This is a genomic window from Streptomyces sp. NPDC004752 (genome assembly GCF_053601275.1).
In genome coordinates, this window is the sequence record NZ_JBSGBN010000001.1 from 116,021 (window position 1) to 139,427 (window position 23,407).

Annotated in this window: 19 protein-coding genes; 14 read left to right on the forward strand and 5 right to left on the reverse strand. The window is 71.9% G+C overall.

The genetic code is table 11. The features are described from left to right. The first annotated feature begins 15 nt into the window (after positions 1–15). From ACWEKM_RS00525 to ACWEKM_RS00545, 5 genes are read left to right on the forward strand one after another with little or no spacing between them, the layout of a single operon-like run. Positions 16–1,554: an ABC transporter substrate-binding protein gene (locus tag ACWEKM_RS00525; RefSeq protein WP_451618915.1), complete on the forward strand. Its 1,539-nt coding sequence runs from the start codon at positions 16–18 to the stop codon at positions 1,552–1,554. Continuing rightward, positions 1,551–2,543, forward strand: a complete 993-nt coding sequence (locus ACWEKM_RS00530) for an ABC transporter permease (RefSeq protein ID WP_451618916.1) — start codon at positions 1,551–1,553, stop codon at positions 2,541–2,543. Before ACWEKM_RS00525 ends, ACWEKM_RS00530 begins: the two co-directional genes overlap by 4 nt. Further along, entirely contained in the window at positions 2,540–3,454 is a 915-nt protein-coding gene (locus ACWEKM_RS00535) for an ABC transporter permease (RefSeq protein WP_451618917.1), read from the forward strand. Before ACWEKM_RS00530 ends, ACWEKM_RS00535 begins: the two co-directional genes overlap by 4 nt. Beyond that, complete coding sequence (locus ACWEKM_RS00540; RefSeq protein ID WP_451618918.1) at positions 3,451–4,290, forward strand: ATP-binding cassette domain-containing protein; 840 nt, start codon at positions 3,451–3,453, stop codon at positions 4,288–4,290. Before ACWEKM_RS00535 ends, ACWEKM_RS00540 begins: the two co-directional genes overlap by 4 nt. Continuing rightward, positions 4,287–5,219, forward strand: coding sequence for an ATP-binding cassette domain-containing protein (locus ACWEKM_RS00545; protein WP_451618919.1), 933 nt, complete (start codon positions 4,287–4,289; stop codon positions 5,217–5,219). The genes ACWEKM_RS00540 and ACWEKM_RS00545 overlap by 4 nt, the downstream gene beginning before the upstream one ends. A gap of 38 nt (positions 5,220–5,257) precedes the next feature. Here ACWEKM_RS00545 and ACWEKM_RS00550 read toward each other — a convergent pair whose 3' ends face one another. Continuing rightward, positions 5,258–6,217 (reverse strand): ROK family protein, encoded by a 960-nt coding sequence (locus ACWEKM_RS00550; protein WP_451618920.1) that lies wholly within the window; start codon positions 6,215–6,217, stop codon positions 5,258–5,260. 41 nt (positions 6,218–6,258) lie between these two features. Here ACWEKM_RS00550 and ACWEKM_RS00555 point away from each other — a divergent pair, with 41 nt between their 5' ends. The 3 genes from ACWEKM_RS00555 (at position 6,259) to ACWEKM_RS00565 (ending at position 8,706) form a co-directional block, all read left to right on the forward strand. Further along, positions 6,259–7,023, forward strand: a complete 765-nt coding sequence (locus tag ACWEKM_RS00555; RefSeq protein ID WP_451618921.1) for a creatininase family protein — start codon at positions 6,259–6,261, stop codon at positions 7,021–7,023. A gap of 169 nt (positions 7,024–7,192) precedes the next feature. After that, entirely contained in the window at positions 7,193–8,320 is a 1,128-nt protein-coding gene (locus tag ACWEKM_RS00560) for a mandelate racemase/muconate lactonizing enzyme family protein (protein WP_451618922.1), read from the forward strand. Beyond that, the gene (locus tag ACWEKM_RS00565) at positions 8,317–8,706 is read left to right on the forward strand and encodes a RidA family protein (protein WP_451618923.1); all 390 of its coding nucleotides are present in this window, start codon (positions 8,317–8,319) and stop codon (positions 8,704–8,706) included. The genes ACWEKM_RS00560 and ACWEKM_RS00565 overlap by 4 nt, the downstream gene beginning before the upstream one ends. A 121-nt stretch (positions 8,707–8,827) precedes the next feature. On the opposite strand, the gene murQ is transcribed toward ACWEKM_RS00565, so the two are convergent. Then, positions 8,828–9,751 carry an N-acetylmuramic acid 6-phosphate etherase gene (murQ, locus tag ACWEKM_RS00570; protein ID WP_451618924.1) on the reverse strand — a complete coding sequence of 308 codons (924 nt, stop codon included), beginning with the start codon at positions 9,749–9,751 and terminating at the stop codon, positions 8,828–8,830. Positions 9,752–9,787: 36 nt separating this feature from the next. Continuing rightward, positions 9,788–10,732 carry a MurR/RpiR family transcriptional regulator gene (locus ACWEKM_RS00575; protein ID WP_451618925.1) on the reverse strand — a complete coding sequence of 315 codons (945 nt, stop codon included), beginning with the start codon at positions 10,730–10,732 and terminating at the stop codon, positions 9,788–9,790. 199 nt (positions 10,733–10,931) lie between these two features. Between ACWEKM_RS00575 and ACWEKM_RS00580 the strand changes: the two genes are divergently transcribed. The 4 genes from ACWEKM_RS00580 to ACWEKM_RS00595 all read left to right on the forward strand — a co-directional run bounded on the left by ACWEKM_RS00580 (position 10,932) and on the right by ACWEKM_RS00595 (position 17,891). Beyond that, on the forward strand, positions 10,932–11,903 hold the full coding sequence (locus ACWEKM_RS00580; RefSeq protein ID WP_451618926.1) for an N-acetylglucosamine kinase: 972 nt from the start codon (positions 10,932–10,934) through the stop codon (positions 11,901–11,903). A gap of 171 nt (positions 11,904–12,074) precedes the next feature. After that, a complete protein-coding gene (locus ACWEKM_RS00585) occupies positions 12,075–13,658 on the forward strand; it encodes a sodium:solute symporter (RefSeq protein WP_451618927.1) in 1,584 nt (527 codons plus the stop codon). A gap of 79 nt (positions 13,659–13,737) precedes the next feature. Further along, positions 13,738–14,952, forward strand: a complete 1,215-nt coding sequence (locus ACWEKM_RS00590; RefSeq protein WP_451618928.1) for an anhydro-N-acetylmuramic acid kinase — start codon at positions 13,738–13,740, stop codon at positions 14,950–14,952. A gap of 35 nt (positions 14,953–14,987) precedes the next feature. Next, the gene (locus tag ACWEKM_RS00595) at positions 14,988–17,891 is read left to right on the forward strand and encodes an FAD-binding and (Fe-S)-binding domain-containing protein (RefSeq protein WP_451618929.1); all 2,904 of its coding nucleotides are present in this window, start codon (positions 14,988–14,990) and stop codon (positions 17,889–17,891) included. An 88-nt stretch (positions 17,892–17,979) separates the two neighbouring features. On the opposite strand, the gene ACWEKM_RS00600 is transcribed toward ACWEKM_RS00595, so the two are convergent. Further along, positions 17,980–20,421 (reverse strand): condensation domain-containing protein, encoded by a 2,442-nt coding sequence (locus ACWEKM_RS00600; RefSeq protein ID WP_451618930.1) that lies wholly within the window; start codon positions 20,419–20,421, stop codon positions 17,980–17,982. Between the two features lie 28 nt (positions 20,422–20,449). Next, the gene (locus ACWEKM_RS00605; RefSeq protein ID WP_451618931.1) at positions 20,450–21,475 is read right to left on the reverse strand and encodes a fatty acid desaturase; all 1,026 of its coding nucleotides are present in this window, start codon (positions 21,473–21,475) and stop codon (positions 20,450–20,452) included. 663 nt (positions 21,476–22,138) lie between these two features. On the opposite strand from ACWEKM_RS00605, the gene ACWEKM_RS00610 reads away from it, so the two are divergent. Both ACWEKM_RS00610 and ACWEKM_RS00615 read left to right on the forward strand, forming a co-directional pair. Then, positions 22,139–23,119, forward strand: coding sequence for a fatty acid desaturase family protein (locus tag ACWEKM_RS00610; RefSeq protein WP_451618932.1), 981 nt, complete (start codon positions 22,139–22,141; stop codon positions 23,117–23,119). Between the two features lie 24 nt (positions 23,120–23,143). Then, entirely contained in the window at positions 23,144–23,347 is a 204-nt protein-coding gene (locus ACWEKM_RS00615; RefSeq protein WP_451618933.1) for an MbtH family protein, read from the forward strand. The last annotated feature ends 60 nt before the right edge of the window (positions 23,348–23,407 follow it).

Here is a 23,407-nt window from a genome sequence, read left to right on the forward strand (position 1 = left end):
AGGAGCGTGGACCGCATGCGCCCGGCCCGGCGCGACATCCTGCGGCTCGGCGGCCTGATGATCCCGGCCCTCGCGGCTCCCGCGATGCTCACCGGGTGCGGCACCGGCCCCGCGAGCAGCGCGGGAAACGTCCTGCGGGTGTCCCAGTCCAGTGATCCCAAGACCATGGACCCGCACAAACAGGGCGACATGTTTTCCATGAACGCCCTGATCAACATGTTCGACACGCTCACCACGCGGGGCATGGACAACCTCCTGCAGCCGCGGCTCGCCCTGTCCTGGACGGCCAGCGGGGCGAGAACCTGGCGCTTCACGCTGCGCCCCGGCGTCACCTTCCACAACGGCGAGCCGTGCGACGCGGCAGCCGTCAAGTTCAGCATCGAGCGCGTTCTCGACCCAGCGACCAAGTCGCCCATCGTCGAACTCCGCTACGTGAAGGACGTCTTGGTCGTCGACCCGCTCACCGTGGACGTGCACACGACCGTGCACGACCCGATCCTGCCGGACAAGCTCTCGCTCTTCGGCGGCGTGGTCGTTCCCCCGCGCTACCTGGCCTCCGTCGGGGACACGGGGTTCGCCGAACACCCCGTCGGCACCGGGCCCTTCACCTTCGTCCGCTGGCAGCGAGACCACGAGCTGCGGATGCGCGCCTTCCCCGGCCACTGGCAGGGGCGCCCGCACGTGGACGAGCTGGTGTTCAGACCCCAGCCCAACCCCTCGTCCTCGCTCGCCTCGCTCCAGAGCGGCCAGGTCGACCTCGTGGCCGGCCTCACCCCTGACGCGGCACAGCAGTTGGACGGCTACGGCGGCGTCCGGCTGGACGGCCACACCGGCATCAGGACCTCCTACCTGTCGCTGAACACCCTGGAGAACGGGCCCCTGAAGGACCGCCGGGTGCGCCAGGCGCTCAACCACGCCGTGGACGTCCCGCTGCTGATCAAGGCGGTGCTCGGCGGCAAGGCCACCGAGGTGCCCGCGATGATCCCGCGCGGGGCGTTCGGCTTCGACCCCTCACTCAAGCCGTTCACCCGCTCCGTGGACACCGCCCGAAGGCTCCTCGCCGAGGCCGGACACCCGCACGGCTTCTCGACCACGCTGACCGCCTCCAACGTCGACTCCAACGTCGCGGAGGCGCTCTCCGGCCTGCTGTCCCGGGCCGGTGTGCACGCCAAGGTCCGGCTCCTGGACCCCGGGACCTACGCCGACCGGCTCACCTCCGACGACCACGGCGCACTGGGACCGATGTACCTGGCCGCGAGCACCGTCTGGACGCTGGACGGGGAGAGCATGCTCCAGTCCAACGTCCGCAGCGACCGCCGCCAGAGCAGATGGCACGACAAGGACGCGGACCGCCTCGTCGACATCGAGGAACTCTCCGAGGACCCCGCGGAACGCAAGCGCGCCTTCTTCGACCTCCAGCGGCTGATCCAGCGGGAGGCCCCGTTCGTCCCCCTCTACCAGATCGACAACATCTACGCCCGCAACAACCGCCCCCGCTGGAAGCCGGGGTCCGCCGGTGTGCTGGCCATGCAGAGTGCGGAGATCTCCCGATGAGCGACCTCACCCTCCGGCCGCCGCGCGCGACGGGGACGAGCCGGCCGGGGCCGGCCGCCCGCGCCGGACTGCTGCGCGCCGTCCTGGTCCGGATCGGCACCGCGCTGCTCGTGCTGCTGTGCACGGCGACCGTCTCCTTCTTCCTCGTCCGGCTGTCCGGCGACCCGGTCAAGCAGCTGCTCCCGCCGGACGCCACGGCCCAACAGGAGTCGGTCCTGCGGGCCGGCCTCGGCCTCGACCGGCCCCTGATCACGCAGTACCTCGACTTCCTGTGGGGCCTGCTCCGCTTCGACTTCGGCAACTCCATCTCCTACAACGAGCCCGTCGGCCAGGTGCTGGCCGAGCGGCTGCCGGCCACCCTGGAACTCGCCGCCGCGGCCCTGCTGGTGACGCTCGTCATCGCCCTGCCGGCCGGCATCGTGGCGGCCATGCGCCGCGGCCGCGCCTCGGACCGCGGCATCATGACCGGCGTCCTGCTCGGGCAGTCCACCCCGCCGTTCTGGGTGGGCATCCTGCTGATCCTGGTGTTCGCCGTGGGACTGCACGCCCTGCCCGCCTCCGGGTACGGCACCTTCGCCCACCTCGTGCTGCCCGCCGTCACCCTGTCCGTCTACTCCGTCGCGGTCGTCGCCCGGCTGCTGCGCTCGTCGCTGATCGACGTGCTCTCGTCCGACCACATCCGCACCGCCCGCGCCAAGGGCTTCGGCCCAGTGAAGACGGTGCTCACGCACGGCCTGCGCAACGCGTCGCTGCCGGTGGTCACCGTGATCGGACTGGAGGTCGGCAGCCTGCTGGGCGGCGCGATCCTCACCGAACGGGTCTTCTCCTGGCCCGGCGTCGGCCAGCTGACCATCGAGGCCATCTCCAACCGCGACTTCCCCCTGGTCCAGGCGGCCGTGCTGTTCTTCGCGGCCACGTTCGTCGTGGTCAACCTGCTGGTCGACCTCTCCTACAGCCTCCTCGACCCGAGGGTGAGGACCTCCCGATGACCCTGACCTCGCAAGCCGCGCCCACCGCGGGCCCCGCAGCCGAGGCGAAGCGCGGCCGGCGCCCCGCCGCGCTGGGCACCCTGCTGCGCAACAGACTCGCCGTGGCGGCGCTCGTCGTCCTGGCGGTCCTCCTGGTCGCCGCGGTGTTCGCCCCGCTGCTCGCGCCTGCCGACCCGAACGCGCAGGACCTGCTGATGCGGCTGAAGCCGCCCGCCTGGCAGCACGGCGGCAGTGCCGCCCATCTGCTGGGCACCGACCAGCTCGGCCGTGACATGCTCTCCCGGGTCGTCCACGGCACCCGCGTCTCGCTGCTTGTCGGCGCCGGAGCGGCACTGCTCGCCGGCGTGATCGGCACCGTGGTCGGGCTGGCCGCCGGGTACTTCGGCGGCTGGCCGGACCGGGTGCTGATGCGGCTGGCGGACGTCCAGCTCGCCTTCCCTTCGATCCTGCTGGCGCTGGCCGTCGTCGGGTTCTTCGGCTCCGGCCTGTGGTACGTCATCCTCGTGCTGGGCATCACCGGCTGGGTGTCGTACGCCCGGGTGATCCGCTCGGAGGTGATGTCGCTGCGCTCCCGCGACTTCGTCACCGAGGCACGGGCGATCGGCGTCACCGACGTGGCCATCATGCGCCGCCATCTGCTGCCCAACGTGCTGGCGCCGCTGGCCACCATCGGGACGCTGCACGTCGCCGCCGCGATCGTCGCCGAGGCGTCCCTGAGCTACCTGGGACTGGGCGTGCCCAAGGAGACCGTCACCTGGGGGTCGATGCTCGCCGACGGCCAGCTGTACCTCGGCACGTCGTGGTGGGTCGCGGTCTTTCCCGGCATCGCCCTGATGCTCACCTCGCTCGCCGTCAACATCACCGGCGACGCCCTGCGGGACGTCGCGGACCCGAAGGCGTACCGCCGATGACCACTGACAAGCCGATGACCATCGGCGGCAAGCCGACCACCGAGCCGGTCCTGGAGATCGCCGACCTGAGCGTCGACTTCCGGCTGGACACCACCACCGTGCACGCCGTCCGCGGCGTGAACCTGCGCCTCGCGCAGGGCGAGACGCTCGCCGTCGTCGGCGAGTCCGGCAGCGGCAAGACGGCCACCTCGCTGTCCGTGCTGCGGCTCAACCCGCAGCCCCCCTGCGTCTACGCGGGCGGCCGGATCCTCTTCGACGGGCGCGATCTGCTCACCGTCTCCGAGAAGGAACTCGGCAGGATCAGGGGACAGGACATCGCCATGGTCTTCCAGGACCCGATGACCAGCCTCGACCCGCTGCGCCGGGTCGGCACCCAGGTCGCCGAGGTGCTCCGCCACCACCAGGGCCTGTCCCGCGCGGCGGCCGACGCGGCGGCCGTCGAGGCGCTGGACGAGGTCGGGATCCCCGACCCCGAACGCCGGTTCCGGCAGTACCCGCACGAGCTCTCCGGCGGCCTGCGGCAGCGCGTGATGATCGCCGGCGCCCTGGTGGGCCGGCCCCGCGTGCTCATCGCCGACGAGCCGACCACCGCACTGGACGTCACCGTGCAGCGGCAGATCCTCGATCTGCTCGTCTCCCTGCAAGAGCGGCACGGCATGGCCGTCCTGCTGATCACCCATGACCTCGGCGTGGTCGCGGAGACCGCCGACCGGCTGGCCGTCATGCACCAGGGCCGCGTCGTGGAGACCGGCGACGTACTCGACGTCTTCCACCGCCCCTCCGACGACTACACGCGCCGGCTGCTGGCCGCCACCCCCCGACTGGAGCCGGCATGACGACCAAAGCCGCAACGGCACCCGAGACCCGCCGGCCGCTCCTGGAACTGGCAGAACTGCGCAAGGAGTTCGGCGGGCGGCACGCAAGCGTCGCGGTGGACGACGTGTCGCTGACGGTCGGTGAGGGCGAGACGCTCGCGCTGGTCGGCGAGTCGGGCTGCGGCAAGACCACGCTGACCCGGCTGCTGCTGCGGCTGGAGGAACCCACCGCCGGCAGCGTGCACTTCGACGGGCAGGACCTCGCCGCCCTCGCCCCGGCCGAACTGCGCCGCCTGCGCCGCCAGTTCCAGGTCGTCCTACAGGACCCGTACTCCAGCATGAACCCGCGTCTGAACATCGCCGGCATCGTGGCGGAGCCGATGGTCACCCACGATCCCGAGGCCCGCGGTCGCAGCGGCCGGCGATACGTCCGGGAACGGGTCGGCGCGCTGCTGGAGTCCGTCGGCCTGGACGCCGACATCCAGGACCGCTACCCGCACGAGTTCTCCGGCGGGCAGCGCCAGCGCATCTCCATCGCGCGCGCCCTGGCCGTCGAACCCCGGCTGATCGTGCTGGACGAGCCGACCAGCGCCCTGGATGTGTCGGTGCAGGCCCGCATCCTCGATCTGCTCGCCGAACTCCAGCAGCGGCGCGGGCTCACCTACTTCTTCGTCTCCCACAACCTCGCGGTCGTGCAGCAGGTGGCCGACCGGATCGCCGTGATGCGGCAGGGCCGGCTGGTCGAGGTCGGCGAGGCCGCGCAGGTGCTGCGCCACCCCCGGCACCCGTACACCCGGCAACTGCTGGACGCGGTTCCGGTGCCCGATCCGCGCCGGGGCCGCCGGGCCCGCGCCACCGCGACCGCCACCGCGACGAGCACCAACACCGGTGCCGGTGTCGGCGAGGCGGGCGACGGCGGCGGCCCGGCATCCGCGAGGGACGGGCGATGACCGGGGACGAGCGGGGCCGCCACTCGGCGGCGCCTTCGCTACATCTGCGAGAGCACCATCCCGGCGCCGCCGAGCAGCGCCACATCGTCGACGGCGGCCGTGCTCACCACGACCCGCGGCTGCTCCGCGCCCGCCCACACCACATCCGAACGCAGCCGCTGCTCGATCAGTCCGCGGAACCGCTCGCCGCCCTCACGCGCCTCGCCGTGCAGCACGAACAGGCCGGGTGCGAAGAGCTGCTGAATGTTCACCAGGCCCAGCACGACGTTCTCCGCGTACTCGGCCAGCACCTGCCGCGCCGCTTCGTCCTCGCGTGCCACCAGGGTGGCGAGCGACATCGCCTGGCCCAGGCCGGCGGTCCGCGCCCTGGCCTGCAGCCAGCGGGTGGTGGCGACGGTCTTCCAGCAGCCGCGGCTGCCGCAGGTGCAGCGCTCCCCGCTGGCCGAGACGGTCATATGGGCGCCGCTGCGACCGCCGGGCGGGGCGAGCACCCGGCCGGCGTAGAGGATGCCCACGCCCAGAACTTCCCCGGTCGAGACCGACGCGAACGTACGCCGGCCGCGGCCGGGACCGAACCACCGGTCGCCGAGCACCTGAAGCCTGGCGTGGTGCTCCACCCTGACCGGCACCCCGGTCAGCGCCCGCAGCCGCTCCACCACCGGATAACCGCGCAGCGCCGGCACGTCGTTGACCTCGGTGATCAGCCCCGCGTCGGGGTCGACCAGCCCGGCCGCCGCCACACCGATGCCCTGCGGCGGGCCGTCGGCGAACACCCGGGCGGCGCGGGCCAGCGCCGCGTCGAGGTCGGCGGGCAGCGCGGTGGCCGCGTCGTACCCGGTCTCGGTCCGCTCCAGCACCGCGCCGGACATGTCCAGGACCGCGGCCCTGATCCGTCCGGGCACCAGCTCGACCGCCCCCAGCCTGCGCGGAGCACGCGGTGCGACCGGTTGCGGTTCGAGCTCGGGCACCAGTCGCAGGGGGAAACGTTCATCGGTCATGGCCCGACTCTGCCACGACCGGCATTCAGGAAGGTAGAGCCGTGATCCATTGGAAACTGGCCGAGTCGACCTGGCAGGAGGTGCGGGCGGCCGGGGCCCGGGGAATCGCGCTGCTCCCCATCGGGTCCCAGGAGCAGCACGCCGCCCACCTGCCGATGGGCACCGACACCCTGCTCGCGGAAGCGGTGCTCGACGGAGCCACTGCCCTGCTCGCGCAGGACGACGACGCCCCGGAGCTGGTGCGGCTGCCCGCGCTGCCCTTCGGCCACAGCCCGCACCACCTGTTCGCGGCCGCGGTGTCGCTCGGTGCGGCCACCCTGGGGGCGGTTCTCGACGACGTCCTGGACTCGCTGGCCACCTCCGGCTACCGCCGGGTCATGGTGGTCAACGGGCACGGCGGGAACGACGAGATCATGCGGCTGGCCGTCAAGCGGTTCGCGCTGCGCCACGATGTGACCGCCGCGGCCTGCTCGTACTGGACGGTGACTGCCGGGGAGGACGACGACGAGCGTCCCGAGGTCACGCCGGGGCACGCCGGCTGGTTCGAGACGTCGCTGATGCTGGCGGCCCATCCGCGCCTCGTCCGTACCCCCATCCCGCCGCGCGCGCCGGTGGAGCCGCCGCCGCTGTTCGACAACCCGCCCCATCCGGGCCTGACCGTGGAGCGCCACGGCGAGTGGGCCAGGGTCGGCGGGGCGACCGACGACGCCTCGGCGGCCGACGCGGCGCGCGGCCACCGGCTGCTGGAGGCGCGGGCCGCCGGGCTGGCCCACGCGATCCGGGCGTTCGATGCGGCCACTCGCTGAGCCCCGGCCACTGCCACCCCAGAGCCCGACACCGCCGCGCCTGCAACTACTGAGCCCGACACCACCGCGCCTGTCACCACCGCGCCTGTCACCACTGAACCCGGCACCACCGAGCCCGGGACCACTGGGCCCGGCACCACCGAGCACCATCGAGTTGGAGAGAAGAAGCATGAAGATCGTCGATGTTGACGTGTGGGTGGTCAACCTCCCGCTGGTCAACCCGTTCACCAGCTCTTTCGAGACGAAGACGGGAGAGACCCGCACGGTGGTCCGCATCCGTACCGACAGCGGCGTCGAGGGCTGGGGCGAGACGATGTGGGGGCGGCCGGTCGCCGCGATCGTCGAGTCGCTGGGGAAGGACCTGATCGGCACCAGCCCGTTCGCGCTGGAGAGCTTCCACCGCAGGCACCACATGGTGCCCTTCTTCCACGGCTACCTCGGCTACGCGGCGCTCGCCGCCCTCGACGTGGCGTGCTGGGACGCGATGGGCAAGGCGACCGGCCTGCCGGTGACCGACCTGCTGGGCGGCCGGGTGCGCGACGAGGTCCCGATCACGGCCCTGATCACCCGCGCGGACGCCGCCGGGGCGAGCGGCACCGCGCTGGCCGGGGCGCTCGCCGAGCACGCGGTGCGGGTGGTCGAGGAGGGCGGCTTCGACGCCGTCAAGCTCAAGGGCACCAGGGACGTCCGAGGGGACGTGGCCATCCTGCGGGCGCTGCGGGCGGTGCTTCCCGAGGTGAACCTGCGGGTCGACCCCAACGCGGCCTGGTCGGTGCCGGACTCGGTGCGGGCGGGCATCGCCCTGGAGGAGCTGGACCTGGAGTACCTGGAGGACCCCTGCTCGGGCATCGAGGGCATGAGCCAGGTGAAGGCGAAGGTCCGGATCCCGCTGTGCACCAACATGTGCGTGGTGCGGTTCGAGGAGTTCGCTCCCGCGGTACGGCTGAACGCCGTCGACGTCATCCACGGTGACGTCTACAAGTGGGGCGGCATCGCGGCCACCAAGGCGCTCGCCGCACACTGCGAGACCTTCGGGCTCGGCATGAACCTGCACAGCGGCGGGGAGTTGGGCATCGCGACCGCGGCGCACCTCGCGGTCGTCGCCGGCACGCCGGTGCTCTCGCGCGCCATCGACAGCATGTACTACCTGCACGCCGACGACATCATCGAGCCGCTGCAACTGGAGAACGGGCGGCTGCGGGTACCGGAAGGACCCGGCCTCGGCGTCACCGTGGACGAGGACAAGCTGCGGCACTTCGCCGCGGTCAACGAGCGCGAGGGAGACCTGACGCGATGAGCGGGCACGGCAAGCAGGCGGTGCGGACCGAGGACGCACCGCGCCCCGCGGGGGCGTACAGCCAGGGCGTGGTGGCGGCAGGGCTGCTCTTCACGGCCGGGTTCGGCCCGCAGGACCCGAGGACGGGTGCGGTGCCCGAGACGGTTCAGGAGCAGACGGCGCAGGTCCTGCGCAATGTGCGGGCGGTGCTCGCGGCGCGCGGGCTCAGCACGGACGACGTGGTCAAGGTGACGGTCCATCTCCAGCATCTGCGCCGCGACTTCGCGGCCTACGATGCGGTCTACCGGAGGTTCTTCACCGAGCCGTACCCGGTGCGCACCACGGTCGGGTCGGACCTGATGGACATCCTCGTGGAGATCGACGTCGTTGCCGCACTCCCCCGCTGAGGCGGTGGCCGCCCGGCAGGGGCGGCCGACGCCCGGCCGCGGCCACCGTCTCGTTGCCGCTCGACTCCTCTGGTGGCGACGGACGGTGGCCGCAGGTCCGGGCCGGGTCGGCCCGCGCGCCTCATCCGGGCTGGGTCACCGTGCCGGTTCCCACCGCGGACCGGATGCTGCCGTCGGCGCGCCGCAGCGCCTCGGCCGCCTCGTCGCGGGTCAGGCCGCCCAGCAGCATCACGATCGCGGTCTTGGCGTGGCCGTCGGCTTCCGTCAGGGCCCGCTCCGCGTCCTCGGGAGCGGCCCCGGTGGCCTGGACGACGATCCGCCGGGCCCGGTCGACCAGCTTGGCGTTGGTGGCGCGCACGTCGACCATGAGGTTCCGGTAGACCTTGCCCAGCCGGACCATCGTGGCCGTGGAGAGCATGTTGCAGACGAGCTTCTGCGCGGTGCCGGCCTTCAGACGGGTGGAGCCGGTCAGCACCTCGGGTCCGGTGACGACCTCGATGGCGATGTCGGCGTGCCGGCTCACCTCGGCGTCGGCGTTGCAGGCGACGGACACGGTGGCGGCACCGATCTCGCGCGCGTACCGCAGGCCGCCCACCACGTAGGGCGTGCGGCCGCTCGCGGCCAGGCCGACGAGGATGTCGGCGGCGCGGAGCCCGACGGCCCCAAGATCGGCCACCGCGCCCTGCGGGTCGTCCTCGGCGCCCTCGACGGCGGTGATGAACGCGCCGGGGCCGCCCGCGAGCAGGCCCATGACCTGCTCCGGCGCGGTGCCGAAGGTCGGCGGGCACTCGACGGCGTCCAGCAGGCCGACCCGGCCGCTGGTGCCGGCACCGAGGTAGATCAGCCGGCCGCCCTGCCGCAGCGACGCCTCGGCGGCCGCCACAGCCTCGGTGATCTTCGGCAGCGCCCGGCGCACCGCGAGGGCGACGGTCTGGTCCTCGTCGTTCATGGCGGTGAGCAGGTCCGTCACCGGCATGGCGTCGAGGTCGGCGGTGCGCTCGTTGCGGCTCTCGGTGCCGAGGCCGCCCAGCGTGCTGAGGTCCACGTGGGGTGGTTCCTTTCCGGGTGGTGCGGGCGGCGGTCAGCCGCCGGACTGGGTGCGGCGGCCGGCCGGGCGCTTGCGCCGTTGCACCGCGCCGTAGGTCCGCTGCAGGGCGGTGGCCGTGACGTCGAAGGAGCGCTGCGCCACCCCGACGAACAGGCAGTCCACGACTGCGAGTTGGGCGATGCGGCTGACCGTGGCGCCGGACCGGAACGGGGTCTCGCGGGCGCAGGTGGTCAGCACGATGTCGGCGCTCTCGGCCAGGCTCGATCGGGGGAAGTTGGTGAGGGCCACGGTGGTGGCGCCGAGTTCGCCCGCCGCCTCCAGGGGCTCGACGGCGTCGACGGTCTCGCCGGAGTGGGAGATCGCCACGGCCACGTCGCCGGGGCCGAGCAGGGCCGCCGCCGTCAGCGCCGCGTGCACATCGGTCCAGATGAAGGCGATCAGCCCCATGCGGTGCAGCTTCTGCCGCAGGTCCTGACCGACGAACGCGCTCGCGCCGACGCCGAAGATGTCGATCCTGCGGGCGCTGGCGACGGCGTCCACCGCGCGGCCCAGTTCGGCGACGTCGAGGCCGGCGCAGGACTCCTCCAGCGCCCGGACCTCGTTGTAGATGATCTTGCGGACGACGTCTTCCAGTCGGTCGCCGAGACCTATGTCGGTGCCGAGCGCGGGGCGGTCGCCGCCCAGGGCGTTCTCGTGCGCCGCCGCCGCGGCCAGGGCCAGCCGCAGTTGGGGATAGTGGGTCAGGCCGACCGCCCGGCAGAAGCGCATGACCGTGGCCGCCGAGGTGGTGGCCCGCTCGGCCAGCGCGCTGATGGCCAGGCCCGCCGCCTGGGCCGGGTCGGCCAGCACGGCGTCGGCCACGCGCCGCTCGGACGGTGCCAGGTCGGGCAGCGCGGTGCGGATGCGCTTGAGGACGTCTACCGCGGCGGGGTCGTGCGACGCCTCCGCCGGTGTGCGACGTGAGACCTGGCGGGCCATGGATCCTCCTGGGTGGGTCGGCGTCAGCGTAGTCTCCCAGGGCACCGGATGGCAAAAAGTTACGTACCTTGTGGTTCAAAGTTACTTATTGACAGCCGGAGGATGTTGCTCCGATACTCGCTCGACCGCACTGCATGCCGTCGCCACAGGTCACGGCGCACGCACCGCGGTCCGAAACGGCAAGGGAAAGGCAGGGGAGATGTCGGCGGTACTGGCCGTGGATCTCGGCAAGACCGGCTGTCGCGCCCAGATCTGGGACGGCACGGCAGGCAAGGCCGTGGCGGCGGGCGAGGCGCCCGGCGCCCCGGGTCTGGCCGAGTCCGGCGGGGTTGCGGCGGCCGTGTCGTCGGTGCTCGGCGCGGCCCGTCCGCTGCTGGCGCACCTCGGCGGGGACCGTCTGGCCTGCGTCTGTGTGGGCGCGGCCGGTGCCGCCTCGGCTCCCGCCGCCGCCCGCGAGCTCGCCGGACTGCTCCAGGACGCGCTGCCCACCGACCGGACCGCGGTCACCAGCGACGCGGTGACCGCGCACGCCGGCGCCCTCGGCGGGTCCACCGGTGTCGTGCTGGCCGCGGGCACCGGCGCCGTCACCATCGGCCTCGGCGGCAAGACCTTCACCCGTGTCGACGGCTGGGGCCCCTGGCTCGGCGACGAGGGCAGCGGCGCGTGGATCGGCCGCGCGGGCCTGCGCGCCGCGCTGCGCGCCCACGACGGCCGCGGCCCCGCGACCGCCCTCACCGAGGCGGCCGCGAGCATGTTCGGACCGCTGGACCAGTTGCCCCACGCCGTCGGCGGCACGGGCAACCCGGCGCGGGCCGCGGCGTCCTTCGCCCCCCGCGTCGCCCAGGCGGCGACCGCCGGCGACGCGATCGCCGCCGCCGTCCTGCGCGAGGCGGCCGCCGCGCTGGCCGAAGCAGTCGTCGCGGCGGCACGGACCGTGGCCGGCGACGGGCCGGTGCCCGTCGCGCTCACCGGCGGCCTGACCCATCTGGGCGCGCCCCTGACCGACCCCCTGCACGCGCTGCTCGCGCGGTCCACGCCGCGGCTGGAGATCCGGCCGGCGCTCGGTGACCCGCTCGACGGCGCGCGGCGCCTGGCCCTCGGCGGCTGCGCCTCCCACGAACCCTTCCTCGTCCGCGTCGGCCGCCCGTCCGTTCGCGCGACATCGCCCTGAGAGCTCCGAACAGAATGAGAGTCCGATCAGCCGCACGCCGGGCGCCCATTCCGTTCGGAGCTCTGAGTGGCCGGGGCCGTACCGCTCGGGCCGGACCACCCCTCCGGCCGACGCGGCCCCGCCGACCCCATCGTCCCCGGTGACACCACCGGCCAGTTGTAAGGAGTGAGCGTGCGTCAACTCGACCTCGTGGTGATCGCCGTCTACCTCGTCGCCATCGCATGGATCGGCCTGCGTCTTGCCGGACGACAGAAGTCCGCCAAGGACTACTTCGTCGGCGAGGGGCACATGCCCTGGTGGACCGTCTCGTTCTCGGTGGTCGCCACCGAGACCAGCGTCCTGACCGTCATCAGCGTCCCCGGCGGCGCGTACAGCGGCCAGGGCTTCGGCAACGTCGAGCTCGCCCTCGGCTATGTCATCGGCCGCATCGTGGTGGCCACCGTACTGATCCCGCTGTACAAGCGGGGCGGTTTCGTCAGCGCCTACCAGTACCTCGGGCACCGCTTCGGGTTGAAGCTGCAGGGCCTGGCGTCGGTCACCTTCGTGTTCACCCGGCTGCTCGCCGAAGGCGTGCGGCTGTTCGCGTCGGCCATCCCCATCAAGCTGCTGCTCGACGAACTCGGCGTGCACACCGGTTACAAGGTCATCATCCTGGTGCTGACCCTGATCACCGTCGTCTACACCTACCTCGGCGGCATCAAGGCGGTCATCTGGACCGACGCCATCCAGATGGGCCTCTACCTCGGCGGCGCCATCCTCGCGATCGCGGTGCTCACCGGACACGTCGGCGGCAGCGGCTTCTCCGACGCCCTGCACGCCGGGCAGTTCAGGCTGTTCGACACCGACTTCGGCCTGGAGCACGTGCTCACCAGCTCGTTCGCGCTGCCCACCGCGATCCTCGGCGGCGCGATCTTCGCCATGGCCAGCCACGGTTCCGACCAGCTGATCGTGCAGCGCATCCTGGCCACCCGCACCCTGCGGGACGGCCAGAAGGCGATGATCGCCTCCGGTGTCTTCGTCACGATCCAGTTCGCCGCCTTCTCCCTGGTCGGCGCCCTGCTGTGGTCGTACAACAAGGGCCGCAGCTTCAAGGAGCTCGGCCTGAGCAGCTCCGACAACCTCTACCCGCAGTTCATCCTGCACAGCCTGCCGGTCGGCATCTCGGGCCTGCTGGTGGCCGGCATCCTGGGCGCCGCGATGGGCTCGCTGTCCTCCGCGCTGAACTCGATGTCGAACTCCACCGTCTCCGACATCACACACAACCTGTTCAAGCGGACGCCCTCCGACGAGACGCTGCTGAAACTGGCCAGGGTCATGACCCTGGTGTGGGCGGTGCTCATGGCGCTGTTCGCCTGCGCCTTCAGCACCAGCTCCGGCAATGTCTATCTGACCGGCCTGACCATCGCCGGATACACCTACGGCGCGCTGCTCGGCGCGTTCCTGCTGGGCCGACTGGTCAAGCGGGCCAACGAGATCGACGCGGTGGTCGCGTTCGTGGTGACCGTGGCCGTCATGACGTACATCGTGCGCGGCGTGAAGATCGACGTGACCGTGGCGGGAGCGACCGTGCCCACCGCGATCGCCGCGCAATGGCTGGTGCCGATCGGCGTCGTGGTGACGCTCGCCGTCGGCGGTGTGATGAGCCTGTTCCACGGCGCCCCGGCCGCGGCCCCCGCCGTGGATCCGGGTACCGGTCCCGCCAAGGACCCCGGCGTCGGCGCCGACCCGGTCGACGCGGCGGCCGACAGGTCCTGACCGACTCCGGGCGGGGCCGCCGCGATCCGGCGTGCCCCGCCCGGTTCCACGTCCGTCCCCTCCCAACTACTGGAGCACCATGCGTGTCATCGGCCTGATGTCCGGCACTTCCTACGACGCGATCGAGGCCGCGGCGGCCGACATCACGCTGGAGGCAGATGTCCTCGTGATGCGGCCCCTGGGCAGGGTCAGCACGCAGTACTCCGAGGCGCTGCGCGGCGCGATCACCGCGGCCCTGCCTCCGTCGACGACGGCGACGGAGGCGGTCTGCGCCCTGGACACCGGCATCGGGCAGGCGTTCGCCGACGCCGCCGTACGCGCCCGGACCGAGCTGTGCGACGGCCGGGCCGACCTCGTCGTCTCGCACGGCCAGACCATGCACCACTGGGTGCAGGACGGCGTGGTGCGCGGCACCCTGCAACTCGGCCAGCCCGCCTGGATCGCGGAGGCCACCGGGCTGCCGGTCGTGTCCGACCTGCGCAGCCGTGACGTGGCCGCGGGCGGGCAGGGCGCCCCGCTGGTCGGTCTGACCGACACGCTGCTGCTGCGCGGGCTGCCCGGAATCCCGGCGGCCCTCAATCTGGGCGGCATCGCCAACATCACGGTGGTCGCCCCCGACGCCGACCCGGTCGCCTTCGACACCGGGCCCGCCAACGCCCTGCTCGACGCGGCCGTCCGGCACTTCACGTCGGGCGCCGCCGCGTACGACGAGTCCGGCCGCGGCGCCGCGGCCGGCACCGTCTCCCCCGCCCTGCTGCGCAGGCTGCTGGACGAGCCCTATTACCGGCTGCCCGCGCCCAAGAGCACCGGCAAGGAGCTGTTCCATCTGCCGTACCTGCTGGCCGCGCTCGCCGACGTGCCCGCGCTCGACCAGCACGACGTGCTCGCCACGCTCACCCGGCTGACCGCGGTCACCGTGGCCGACGCGTGCCGGGACCGCGGCGTGACGCAGCTGGCCGTCTCCGGCGGCGGTGCGCACAATCCCGTCATGATGCGCATGATCGCCGAGGAACTGCCGGGCGTGCGGCTGCTGTCCAGCGACGACCTCGGGGTGCCGTCCGACGCGAAGGAGGCGCTGGCGTTCGCCGTGCTGGGCTTCCTCACCGTGCACGGCCTGCCGGGGACCCTGCCGTCGGCGACCGGCGCCCGACATGCCTCGCTGCTGGGCAGCATCACACCCGGCCGCGGCCCGCTCCGGCTCCCCGAACCGGCGAAGGTGCCGCCGCGTGCCCTGCGGGTGCCCGGTCCCGGCGCCCCCGGCGACGGCCGCGCGGCCGGCCACGCAACCTCCTGAACCCCTCGCCCACGACGCCGTCCCGGAGAAGCCGCATGAGCCGCCCCACCGCACATACGTCCGCCACCCACACCCCTGGAGGTGCCGCAGCGGACGGCGAGGGCGCGGCCGGCCTGGTGGCGCTGCTGCGCTCGTGTGTCGCCGACCCGGCGCGGGTCTCGGCCGAGTTGCCCCGCCGGGCCGCGCTGGCCCACGACGCCTCCCCGTACCTGCTGACCCCGCAGGCCGTGGTCCGGGCGGCGTCCGCCCAGGAGGTGGCGGCGCTGATGGCCGGCGCCCGGGAGGCGGGCGTACCGCTCACCCTGCGCTCTGGTGGCACCAGCCTCTCCGGCCAGGCCGGCGGCGACGGCGTGCTGGTCGACGTGCGCACCGACTGGCGTGAGGCGGAGGTGCTCGACGACGGCCACCGCATCCGCCTGCAACCAGGACTGACGATCCGTCAGGCCAACGCGCGGCTGGCCCGGTACGGGCGCAGGCTCGGCCCGGACCCGGCCAGCGAGTCGGCGTGCACCGTCGGCGGGATGGTGGCCAACAACTCCAGCGGCATGAACTGCGGGACCCGGGACAACGCCTACCGGACCCTGGAGTCCCTGCAGTTCGTGCTGCCGTCCGGCACCGTGGTCGACTCGGCCGACCGCGACGCCGACGACCGGCTGCGCGACCGTGAGCCCGACTTGCACGCGGGCCTGCTGCGGCTGCGCGAGAGGATCCGGTCCTCGCCGCGGGCCAGGGCGACCGTGGAGCGGCTGTTCGCCATGAAGAACACCATGGGGTACGGCCTGAACTCCTTCCTCGACCACTCCTCGCCCGTCGACGTGCTCGCCCATCTGATGGTGGGCAGCGAGGGCACGCTCGGCTTCGTGGGCGAGGCGGTGTTCCGTACCGTCCCGGTGCTTGCGCACTCCGCGACCGGGCTGCTGATCCTTCCCGGGCTTGCCGAGGCGACCGACGCCCTGCCCGCCCTGCTCGCCGCGGGCGCCCGCACCGCGGAGCTGCTGGATGCGGCCTCGCTGCGCGTGGCGCAGGTCGCGCCCGACGCGAGCCCCGCACTGCGCGGTCTGCGGGTCGATGAACACGCCGCCCTGCTGGTCGAGTTCGCCGAGGACCGGGCCGAGGAGCTGGAGCGGGTCCTGGCCGCGGCCCGCCCGGTGCTCGATGCGCTGCCCGCGGTGACGGGGACGGCGCTGACCCGCGACGCCCGGGAGCGGGCCGCGCTGTGGCACGCCCGCAAGGGCCTGTACACCGCCGTGGCCGGGGCGCGCCCGGTGGGAACGACCGCGCTGCTCGAGGACATCGCCGTCCCCATGGAGCGACTCACCGGGACCTGCGAGGGGTTGACCGGCCTGTTCGACCGGCACGACTACCAGGACGCGGTGATCTTCGGTCACGCCCGCGACGGCAATCTGCACTTCATGCTCACCCAGCGGTTCGACACCTCCGCGGAGGTCGACCGCTACGCGCGCTTCACCGACGACATGGTCGACCTCGTGCTGCGGGAGGGCGGCACACTCAAGGCCGAGCACGGCACCGGCCGCGCCATGGCGCCCTTCGTCCGCCGCCAGTACGGCGATGACCTGTACGAGGTGATGCGCGAGCTCAAACGGCTGTGCGACCCGTCGGGCGTGCTCAACCCCGGCGTGCTGCTGGACGACGACCCGGCCGTCCATCTGCGGCGGCTCAAGGACGTACCCGCCGTGGACGCGGCCGTGGACCGCTGCGTGGAGTGCGGCTACTGCGAACCGGTCTGCCCGACGGCCGATGTCACCACCACCCCGCGGCAGCGCATCGCCCTGCAGCGGGAGATCGCGCTGGCGGTCGCCGCGGGCGACGACGAGCGGCGCAAGGTGCTGGAGGAGGACTACGCGTACGCGGGCGTCGACAGTTGCGCCGCCGACAGCCTGTGCGTCACCGCCTGCCCGGTCACCATCGACACCGGCGCGGTGATGAAGCGGCTGCGCGGCGACCGGCACAGCGCATTCGCCCAGGCCGCGGGGCGCGCCACCGCCCGCCATTGGGGCGCCGCCGTCAAGGGCGTACGGCTCGGGCTGAGCGCGGCCCACGCGACGCCCGCACCGGTGGTACGCGCCGCCACCTTGGCGGCGCGTCGGCTCGGCGCCGGTGAACTCGTCCCTGACTGGGCTGCCGGTGTGCCCCGTCCCGGCGTGGCGCGGCCCGCGCCACGGCAGGCGCCCGAGGCGCGAGCGGTGTTCTTCGCCGCGTGCATCGGCAGCGTCTTCACCGGCGGGCACACCGGCGCCCGCGCCGGTTCCAGGCCCGCTGGTTCCGCCGCCGCCTTCCTGCACCTGTGCGACCGCGCGGGCGTGCCGGTGACCGTCCCGGAGGGCCTGTCCGGTCTGTGCTGCGGTACGCCGTGGCAGTCCAAGGGCTACACGCAGGGGCACCGCGCGATGGCGTCCCGGACGCTGGAGGTGCTGTGGGAGGTGGCAGATCACGGGCGGCTCCCCGTGGTCTGCGACGCCTCCTCCTGCACACACGGCCTGGAGCAGCTGGCGGGGGCGCTGCCCGAGGAGGACCGGGCACGCTACGAGGCGCTGCGGTTCATGGACAGCGTGACCTTCACCCGTGAGCATGTGCTGCCGTCGCTGCCCGAGCCGCGCCGGGTGAAGTCCCTGGCGCTGCACCCGACGTGCTCCACCGTGCACCTCCAGATCGCCGACGACCTGCGCGCACTCGCCGACGCGGTGGCCGCCGAGGTGACCGTGCCCGACTCCTGGGGCTGCTGCGCGTTCGCGGGAGACCGCGGGCTGCTGCACCCGGAGGTCACCGAATCGGCGACGTCCGCGCAGGCGGCCGAGATCAACCGCAGTTCCCACGACGCCTACGCGTCATGCAACCTCACCTGCGAGATCGGCATGAGCCGGGCGACGGGCAAGCCCTACCGCCACATCCTGGAGATCCTCGCGGACGCCGTCGACTGACAGTGCGTCGGAAAAGCGCGAACAGGAGGTCCGGGATCGTGGCGTGAATCATTGTGGCGTGAATGAGGGACCGGACCCCCTGCTTGCCTCATTTCATGGCTTCTGCGATGACGGGTCCCGTCCGTCGAACCACTGCGGCATCCATGACTTCCTCGTGCCTGCAATCCAGCAGGTGCGTCTCGACGCCGCGGCCGGCGAGATCGCCCCAGCGGACCCCGACCCGGTCGCGTTCCGGTCCCGTCTCCTCGGTCTCGAAACTCACCGCACTCCCGCCGTACACCCGCGAGCGATGGCAGCGCAGGAGGCCGAGGCAGTGTTCCGCGACCGCGGACAGTTCGCGGAACACGGACTCCGTCAGTTCGCCGGACGCACCGCCGCCGGATCCATGGATCGATTCCGTGATGGCCTCGAGTTCTTCCTCGGACAGTTCCTGACTCACCTTCGGCCTGTGCACCGCGGGGACCGCGTCGAGCAACACCAGGTTGCGGACATTGATTCCGGCGGCCTCCGACATCACGGCGATCTCCTGCGCGACGACACCGCCGAACGACCACCCCATCAGGGAGTACCGGCCTTGCGGACACACCGACCTGATCTGTTCGAGATATGTTTCGGCCAGCTCTCGAACCGACGCCGGCCTAGCGGCTTCCCCGGCAAACTGGGTGGCCTGCAAGCCGTACACCGGGCTTCCCTTCGGGAGGTACGGCAGGAATCTCGCATAGGACCAGCTCAGCCCACCGATCGGAGGCAGGAGGAAGACCGGGGCGAGGTTCCCCTCCGCGCGCAGCGGCAGCAGGGCGGCCAGTGAATCGAGCGTTCCGTCGTCCAGTCGGCCGACCAGACCCGCCACCGTCGGAGACTCGAACAACCGCTGCATGGCCAGTTCCACGCCGAGCACCGATCGCACCCGCGACGCCAGCCGTCCGGCCAACAGTGAGTGTCCGCCCAGGTCGAAGAAGTCGTCGTCGATCCCGACGCCCTCGACTTCGAGCACCTCGGCGAACAACCCGCACAGGACCTCTTCCCGGGCGTTGCGCGGCGGCCTGCCGGGTACCGGTCGGTCAGTCCCTGGAGCCGTCGAAGCCGGCCGGTCGGGCAGCCCGGGGGTCGAGCCGTCGGTCCGGTCCTCGGCCGCCAACACATCCGGCCCGTCCGGCCGTTCGCCGGACCGCCGCAGCAGCTCGTCCAGCTCCATGTCCGGATGCGCGACGGCCCGGCCCAGAGTCGCCACGAAGTCCTCGGCGAGCGACTTGACCGTCGACCGGTCGAACACAGCGGTGCGGTAACTGATCTCCCCCTCGAAGCCACGGCCCGCCGAGTAGAGCGAGAACATCACATCGAATTTCGCGGTGCCGGCCCCGGTGTCCACGGGTTCTACCTCGACACCGGGCCACCCGTCCGGATCCGATGAGCCGTATTCCCATGCGAGGGCGGTCTCGAACAGTTCCGTCCGGCGCCCGCCACGTCCTGAGCCCAGTTGGGCCACCAGCTGCGCGAACGGATAGTCCTGGTTCTCGTACGCGTCCAGCGACACGCCCCGTACGCGTCGCAACAGGTCCCGGAAACTGCGGGCGCCCCTCGAATCGATGCGCAACGGCACCATGTTGACGAAGTAGCCGATGGCTTCCCGCATCCCCGCTTCGTGCCGGTTCGCCATGGGACTGCCGACAACCCCGTCCCGCTGCCCGGCAAGGCGCGCGAACGCCAGGTGGTGCACCGCGAGCAGGAACATGTACGGCGTGGCCCGCTCCTCGGCCAGCAGGCGCTCCAGACCGGCGGTGGCCTCCTGATCCACCTCGAAAAGGACCACGTCGCCGGCGACCGACGTGGCCGCCGGACGCGGTCGGTCGGCCGGCAGCCTCAGCGGCTCGGCGCCGTCCAGCGTGCGCCGCCAGTAATCCAGTTGCTCCCGGCACCCGCCGGTCCGCAACCACCGGCGCTCCGCCACCGCGAAGTCCGCGTACTGCGCCACCGACGGCTCGACGGCCGGCGCACGGTCGTCGACCGCCGCCGTATAGAACTCGCGCAGCTCGTCCATCAGGACATCGAGTGACTGACCGTCGAAGACCGCGTGGTGCACCACCAGCAGCAACACATGCTCACGCGCGGCCAGTCTCAGCAGACCCGACCTGAATAACGGGCCCGTCTCCAGGTCGAAAACGTGCTCCTCCGCCCGGAGCAGCCGCTGTCGCAGCGCGTCGTTTCCCGACACGTCCTCGATGTCCCAGCGCACGGGCAGTTCGTCGGCGATCCGCTGCAAAGGTTTTCCCTCCGCGTCCACGAAGGTCGTGCGCAGCGCCCCGTGCCGGGCCACCACCTGATTCATCGCCCACTCCAGAGCGGGCACGGCCAGTTCCCCGCGGAAGCGGAAGGCGAACACCATCGAGTACTGGGGCGACCCGCCCTCCAGTTGATCGACGAACCACAGCCCCTCCTGTCCCACCGACGTCGGCACCAGCCCCGTCGGCGCAACGGGCGCCCCCTGGGGCCGCGTTCGGGCGTGGTGGTCGACGTCAGCGCCGGAAGTCATCGCGTTCCCCGCGTTCGTGAGTGGATGGTCACGTTCCGGGCACCGGGGTGGCCGGGGCCGTGTCCGTGGTCCCACGGCCGGTGGCCGGGAGCGAGCGGTAGATGTGTCCCATCCCGCCGAGCACACCGTCCAGGCGGGGCAGCGCCGCGTACACCGGATCGCGCCGCAGGATGGCGTCGACCTCACGCAACCGCCATATCGGCGTCCGCGGGAACAGATGGTGGACCAGGTGGAAGCCCTCGCCGTCCTTCTCCCCGAGCAGGAAGCGCCATCCGAGGCCGTACACCCGATTCCAGGACATGTAGAGGTCCACGCGCGGCGCGGTCTCGATCAGCGGGAAGTGTTCCATGAGTTCGGCTACGGCGCCGATCCACACCTGCGTGGTGATCAGCGGCACGAACCAGAGCAGCAGAAGCCAGCCCCACCAGCCGCCGAGCACCGCCCACGCCAGCACCGCGGCGAGGAGGGTGACCCGCAGCCACCGCTCGGACGTCCGCTCGCCGCCCGCCACGATCCGGTGCCGCAGCAGATAGAGGATGTACGAGGCGGTGGCGCGTGGGCTCAAGGCCGTCCACAGATACCGGCGCAGCGCGGCCCGACTGAGGTTGTCCCCGCACAGCGCGTTGTCCTGGTACTGCTTGTAGTCGGGGTCCCGGTCCGGATCGCCCAGCCGGCCGTGGTGTTCGCCGAGGTGCGAGGCCCGGTAGCCGGTGAAGCTCTGGAGCACCGGGTATCCGCCGAGCAGCGCCCCGATGACGTCGCCGATGCGGTGGTGCGTCATGAACGCGCGGTGGGTGGCCATGTGCAGCACTCCGGCGAGGGCTCGTTGGCGCCCGCCGATGAAGAACACGGCGACGATGTACACGAGGATCGCGGCCCAGAGCGGGGCGCGCTGAAACGCCAGCACGGACGCCGCGCACCAGACCGCGATCCATAACCAGTGCTCGGCCGCTTCGAGCGGTCCGTGCCAGTTGTCCGGACGCGACGCGGCCCGCACCGCCGCGAGGATCTCCGGCGAGAACCGATACCGTTCGGCGCGATCAGCGCTGGCCACAGTCCTGTCCCTCCCCCTGCGAATCCTGAACGCCAAGACTCCGCCGGCATTGCGCCACGGTCCGGTTACCAGCGATGCGCTTGCTGTGCCGGCGGAATGGAACTGCCGCTCCACAATGTCGGCGACCCGCTCGGCTTCGTGCTCCACCACATGGAAATGGTCACTGTCGACGGCGGTTGGGAGGAGGCGGCTATCGGCACCCCGGGGAGATCCGAGTCTCCGGCCACTCCACCCCATGGCTGGCCGCCAGTATTTTCGAGTGGGAATTGCACTGTCAAGAGGCGACCTGGGTAGATTCGGACTTCTTCGTGGCCGACTTCCGCCCCTCTCCTCCCACCAGCCGATTCGTTCAACTGGGGACGGATGGTGAGGACTTGACCGGTCACAGCGGACGCTGTTGAATGCGGTTTCGATGTTGCCTGTCAACTCGTTGCTATCGGAAGACCCGCTCGGCGTGCGAGAGCGCACGGGGGCCCCGGCCAGGTCACTGCGCGGGAAACGAGCCGTCATCTCCCGGAACGCCGACTCGACGGCCATGCGAATACGCACGTGTTTCCGGAGTCCTCGGGCGCGCGCTCATGTGATCGTGAAACGACCGGGGTGAACCTGGGTGCGCTGACACGTCTGCGTTCAGCGCACACGACGAGCAGAGGTGTGTAACTCATGGAAACTCGACAGCCCCGGGTGTTTCGGCACGGCCCTGCCGACGCCGTTCTGATTCTGTTCAGCATCGCTCAGTTCACCGTGACGATCTCGCTCGCCGCGGCCGATCCCATCGGATTATGGCCGAAATTAGGGTCGTTCACGCTGGTGGCTTTCCTGACGACATACAGCGTGATCATTGTGTCGCATCTGTTCGTGCACCAGCCCTGGTTCGTCTCACCGCGCCTCAATGCGATCATGTCGCTGATCAACTCGCTGAACATCGCCCAGTCGACCGAGGCGTACCGCCTCAGCCATGTGCGCAACCACCACCGCTACAACAATGATCGCAAGGGCCCGGACGGCACGACGCGCGATGTGACCTCCACCTTCCGCTACAGCCGGGACGACGGACACGCGCCGCTGTGGCGCTATCTGCTCTTCAGCCTCGCCGGATCGGTCCGCGAGTTCCTCGACACCTTCGCCGCCCTGCGCCGGGGCTGCCGGGTCGGCGCGAACGAGACCCTGTTGCTGGAGCTCGCCACCCGCAACCCCGAGCGACGCAAGGCCGAACTGCGTCAGGTGCAGGCCGACCGCCTCGCCCATCTCGCGCTGATCGCCCTGCTCGCCGTGCTGTCCTGGCAGTGGCTCCTGATCTGCTACCTGCCGGCGATTGCGGTGGCTTTCACGATGGTCAACGTGCAGAACTACTACCGGCACTACGGCGCCCGCCCCGAGAGCCGGTACGCGAACTCGGTCAGCCACTACGGTCGCGTGTACAACTGGCTGACTTTCAACGACGGTTACCACCAGGAGCACCACCTGCGCCCGGCCACGCACTGGAGCCGGCTGCCACGGGTCGCCGAGGAGTACGGCGAGGCGTTCGGCGAGGACGGTCGCGTCGTCTCGCCGGTCCCGGCGATGGTCGGGTTCCTGGACATCCACCGCATGGCCGTGCCGCCGGCGGTCGAGCGGACGCCCGGTGAGCCGGAGGCGTGTTGACCGACCCGACGACGGAAGGCAGTCATGACCGAGGCCGACGACCTCTACACCATTGTGCGCAACCACGAGCAGCAGTACGCGGTCTGGCCCGCGGGGCGAGAGATCCCCGCCGGCTGGGAGCCGGTCGGCGCCCCGGCCGCGCGGCCCGCCTGTCTGGACCGGATCGACGAGCTCTGGACGGACATGCGTCCGGCGAGCCTGCGCGCGCTCATGGACCGAGACGGCTGACGGCGGGGCCGCATGCCGTGCGTGTGACCCGACAGCATCCTTGACACCGACCAGCGAAGG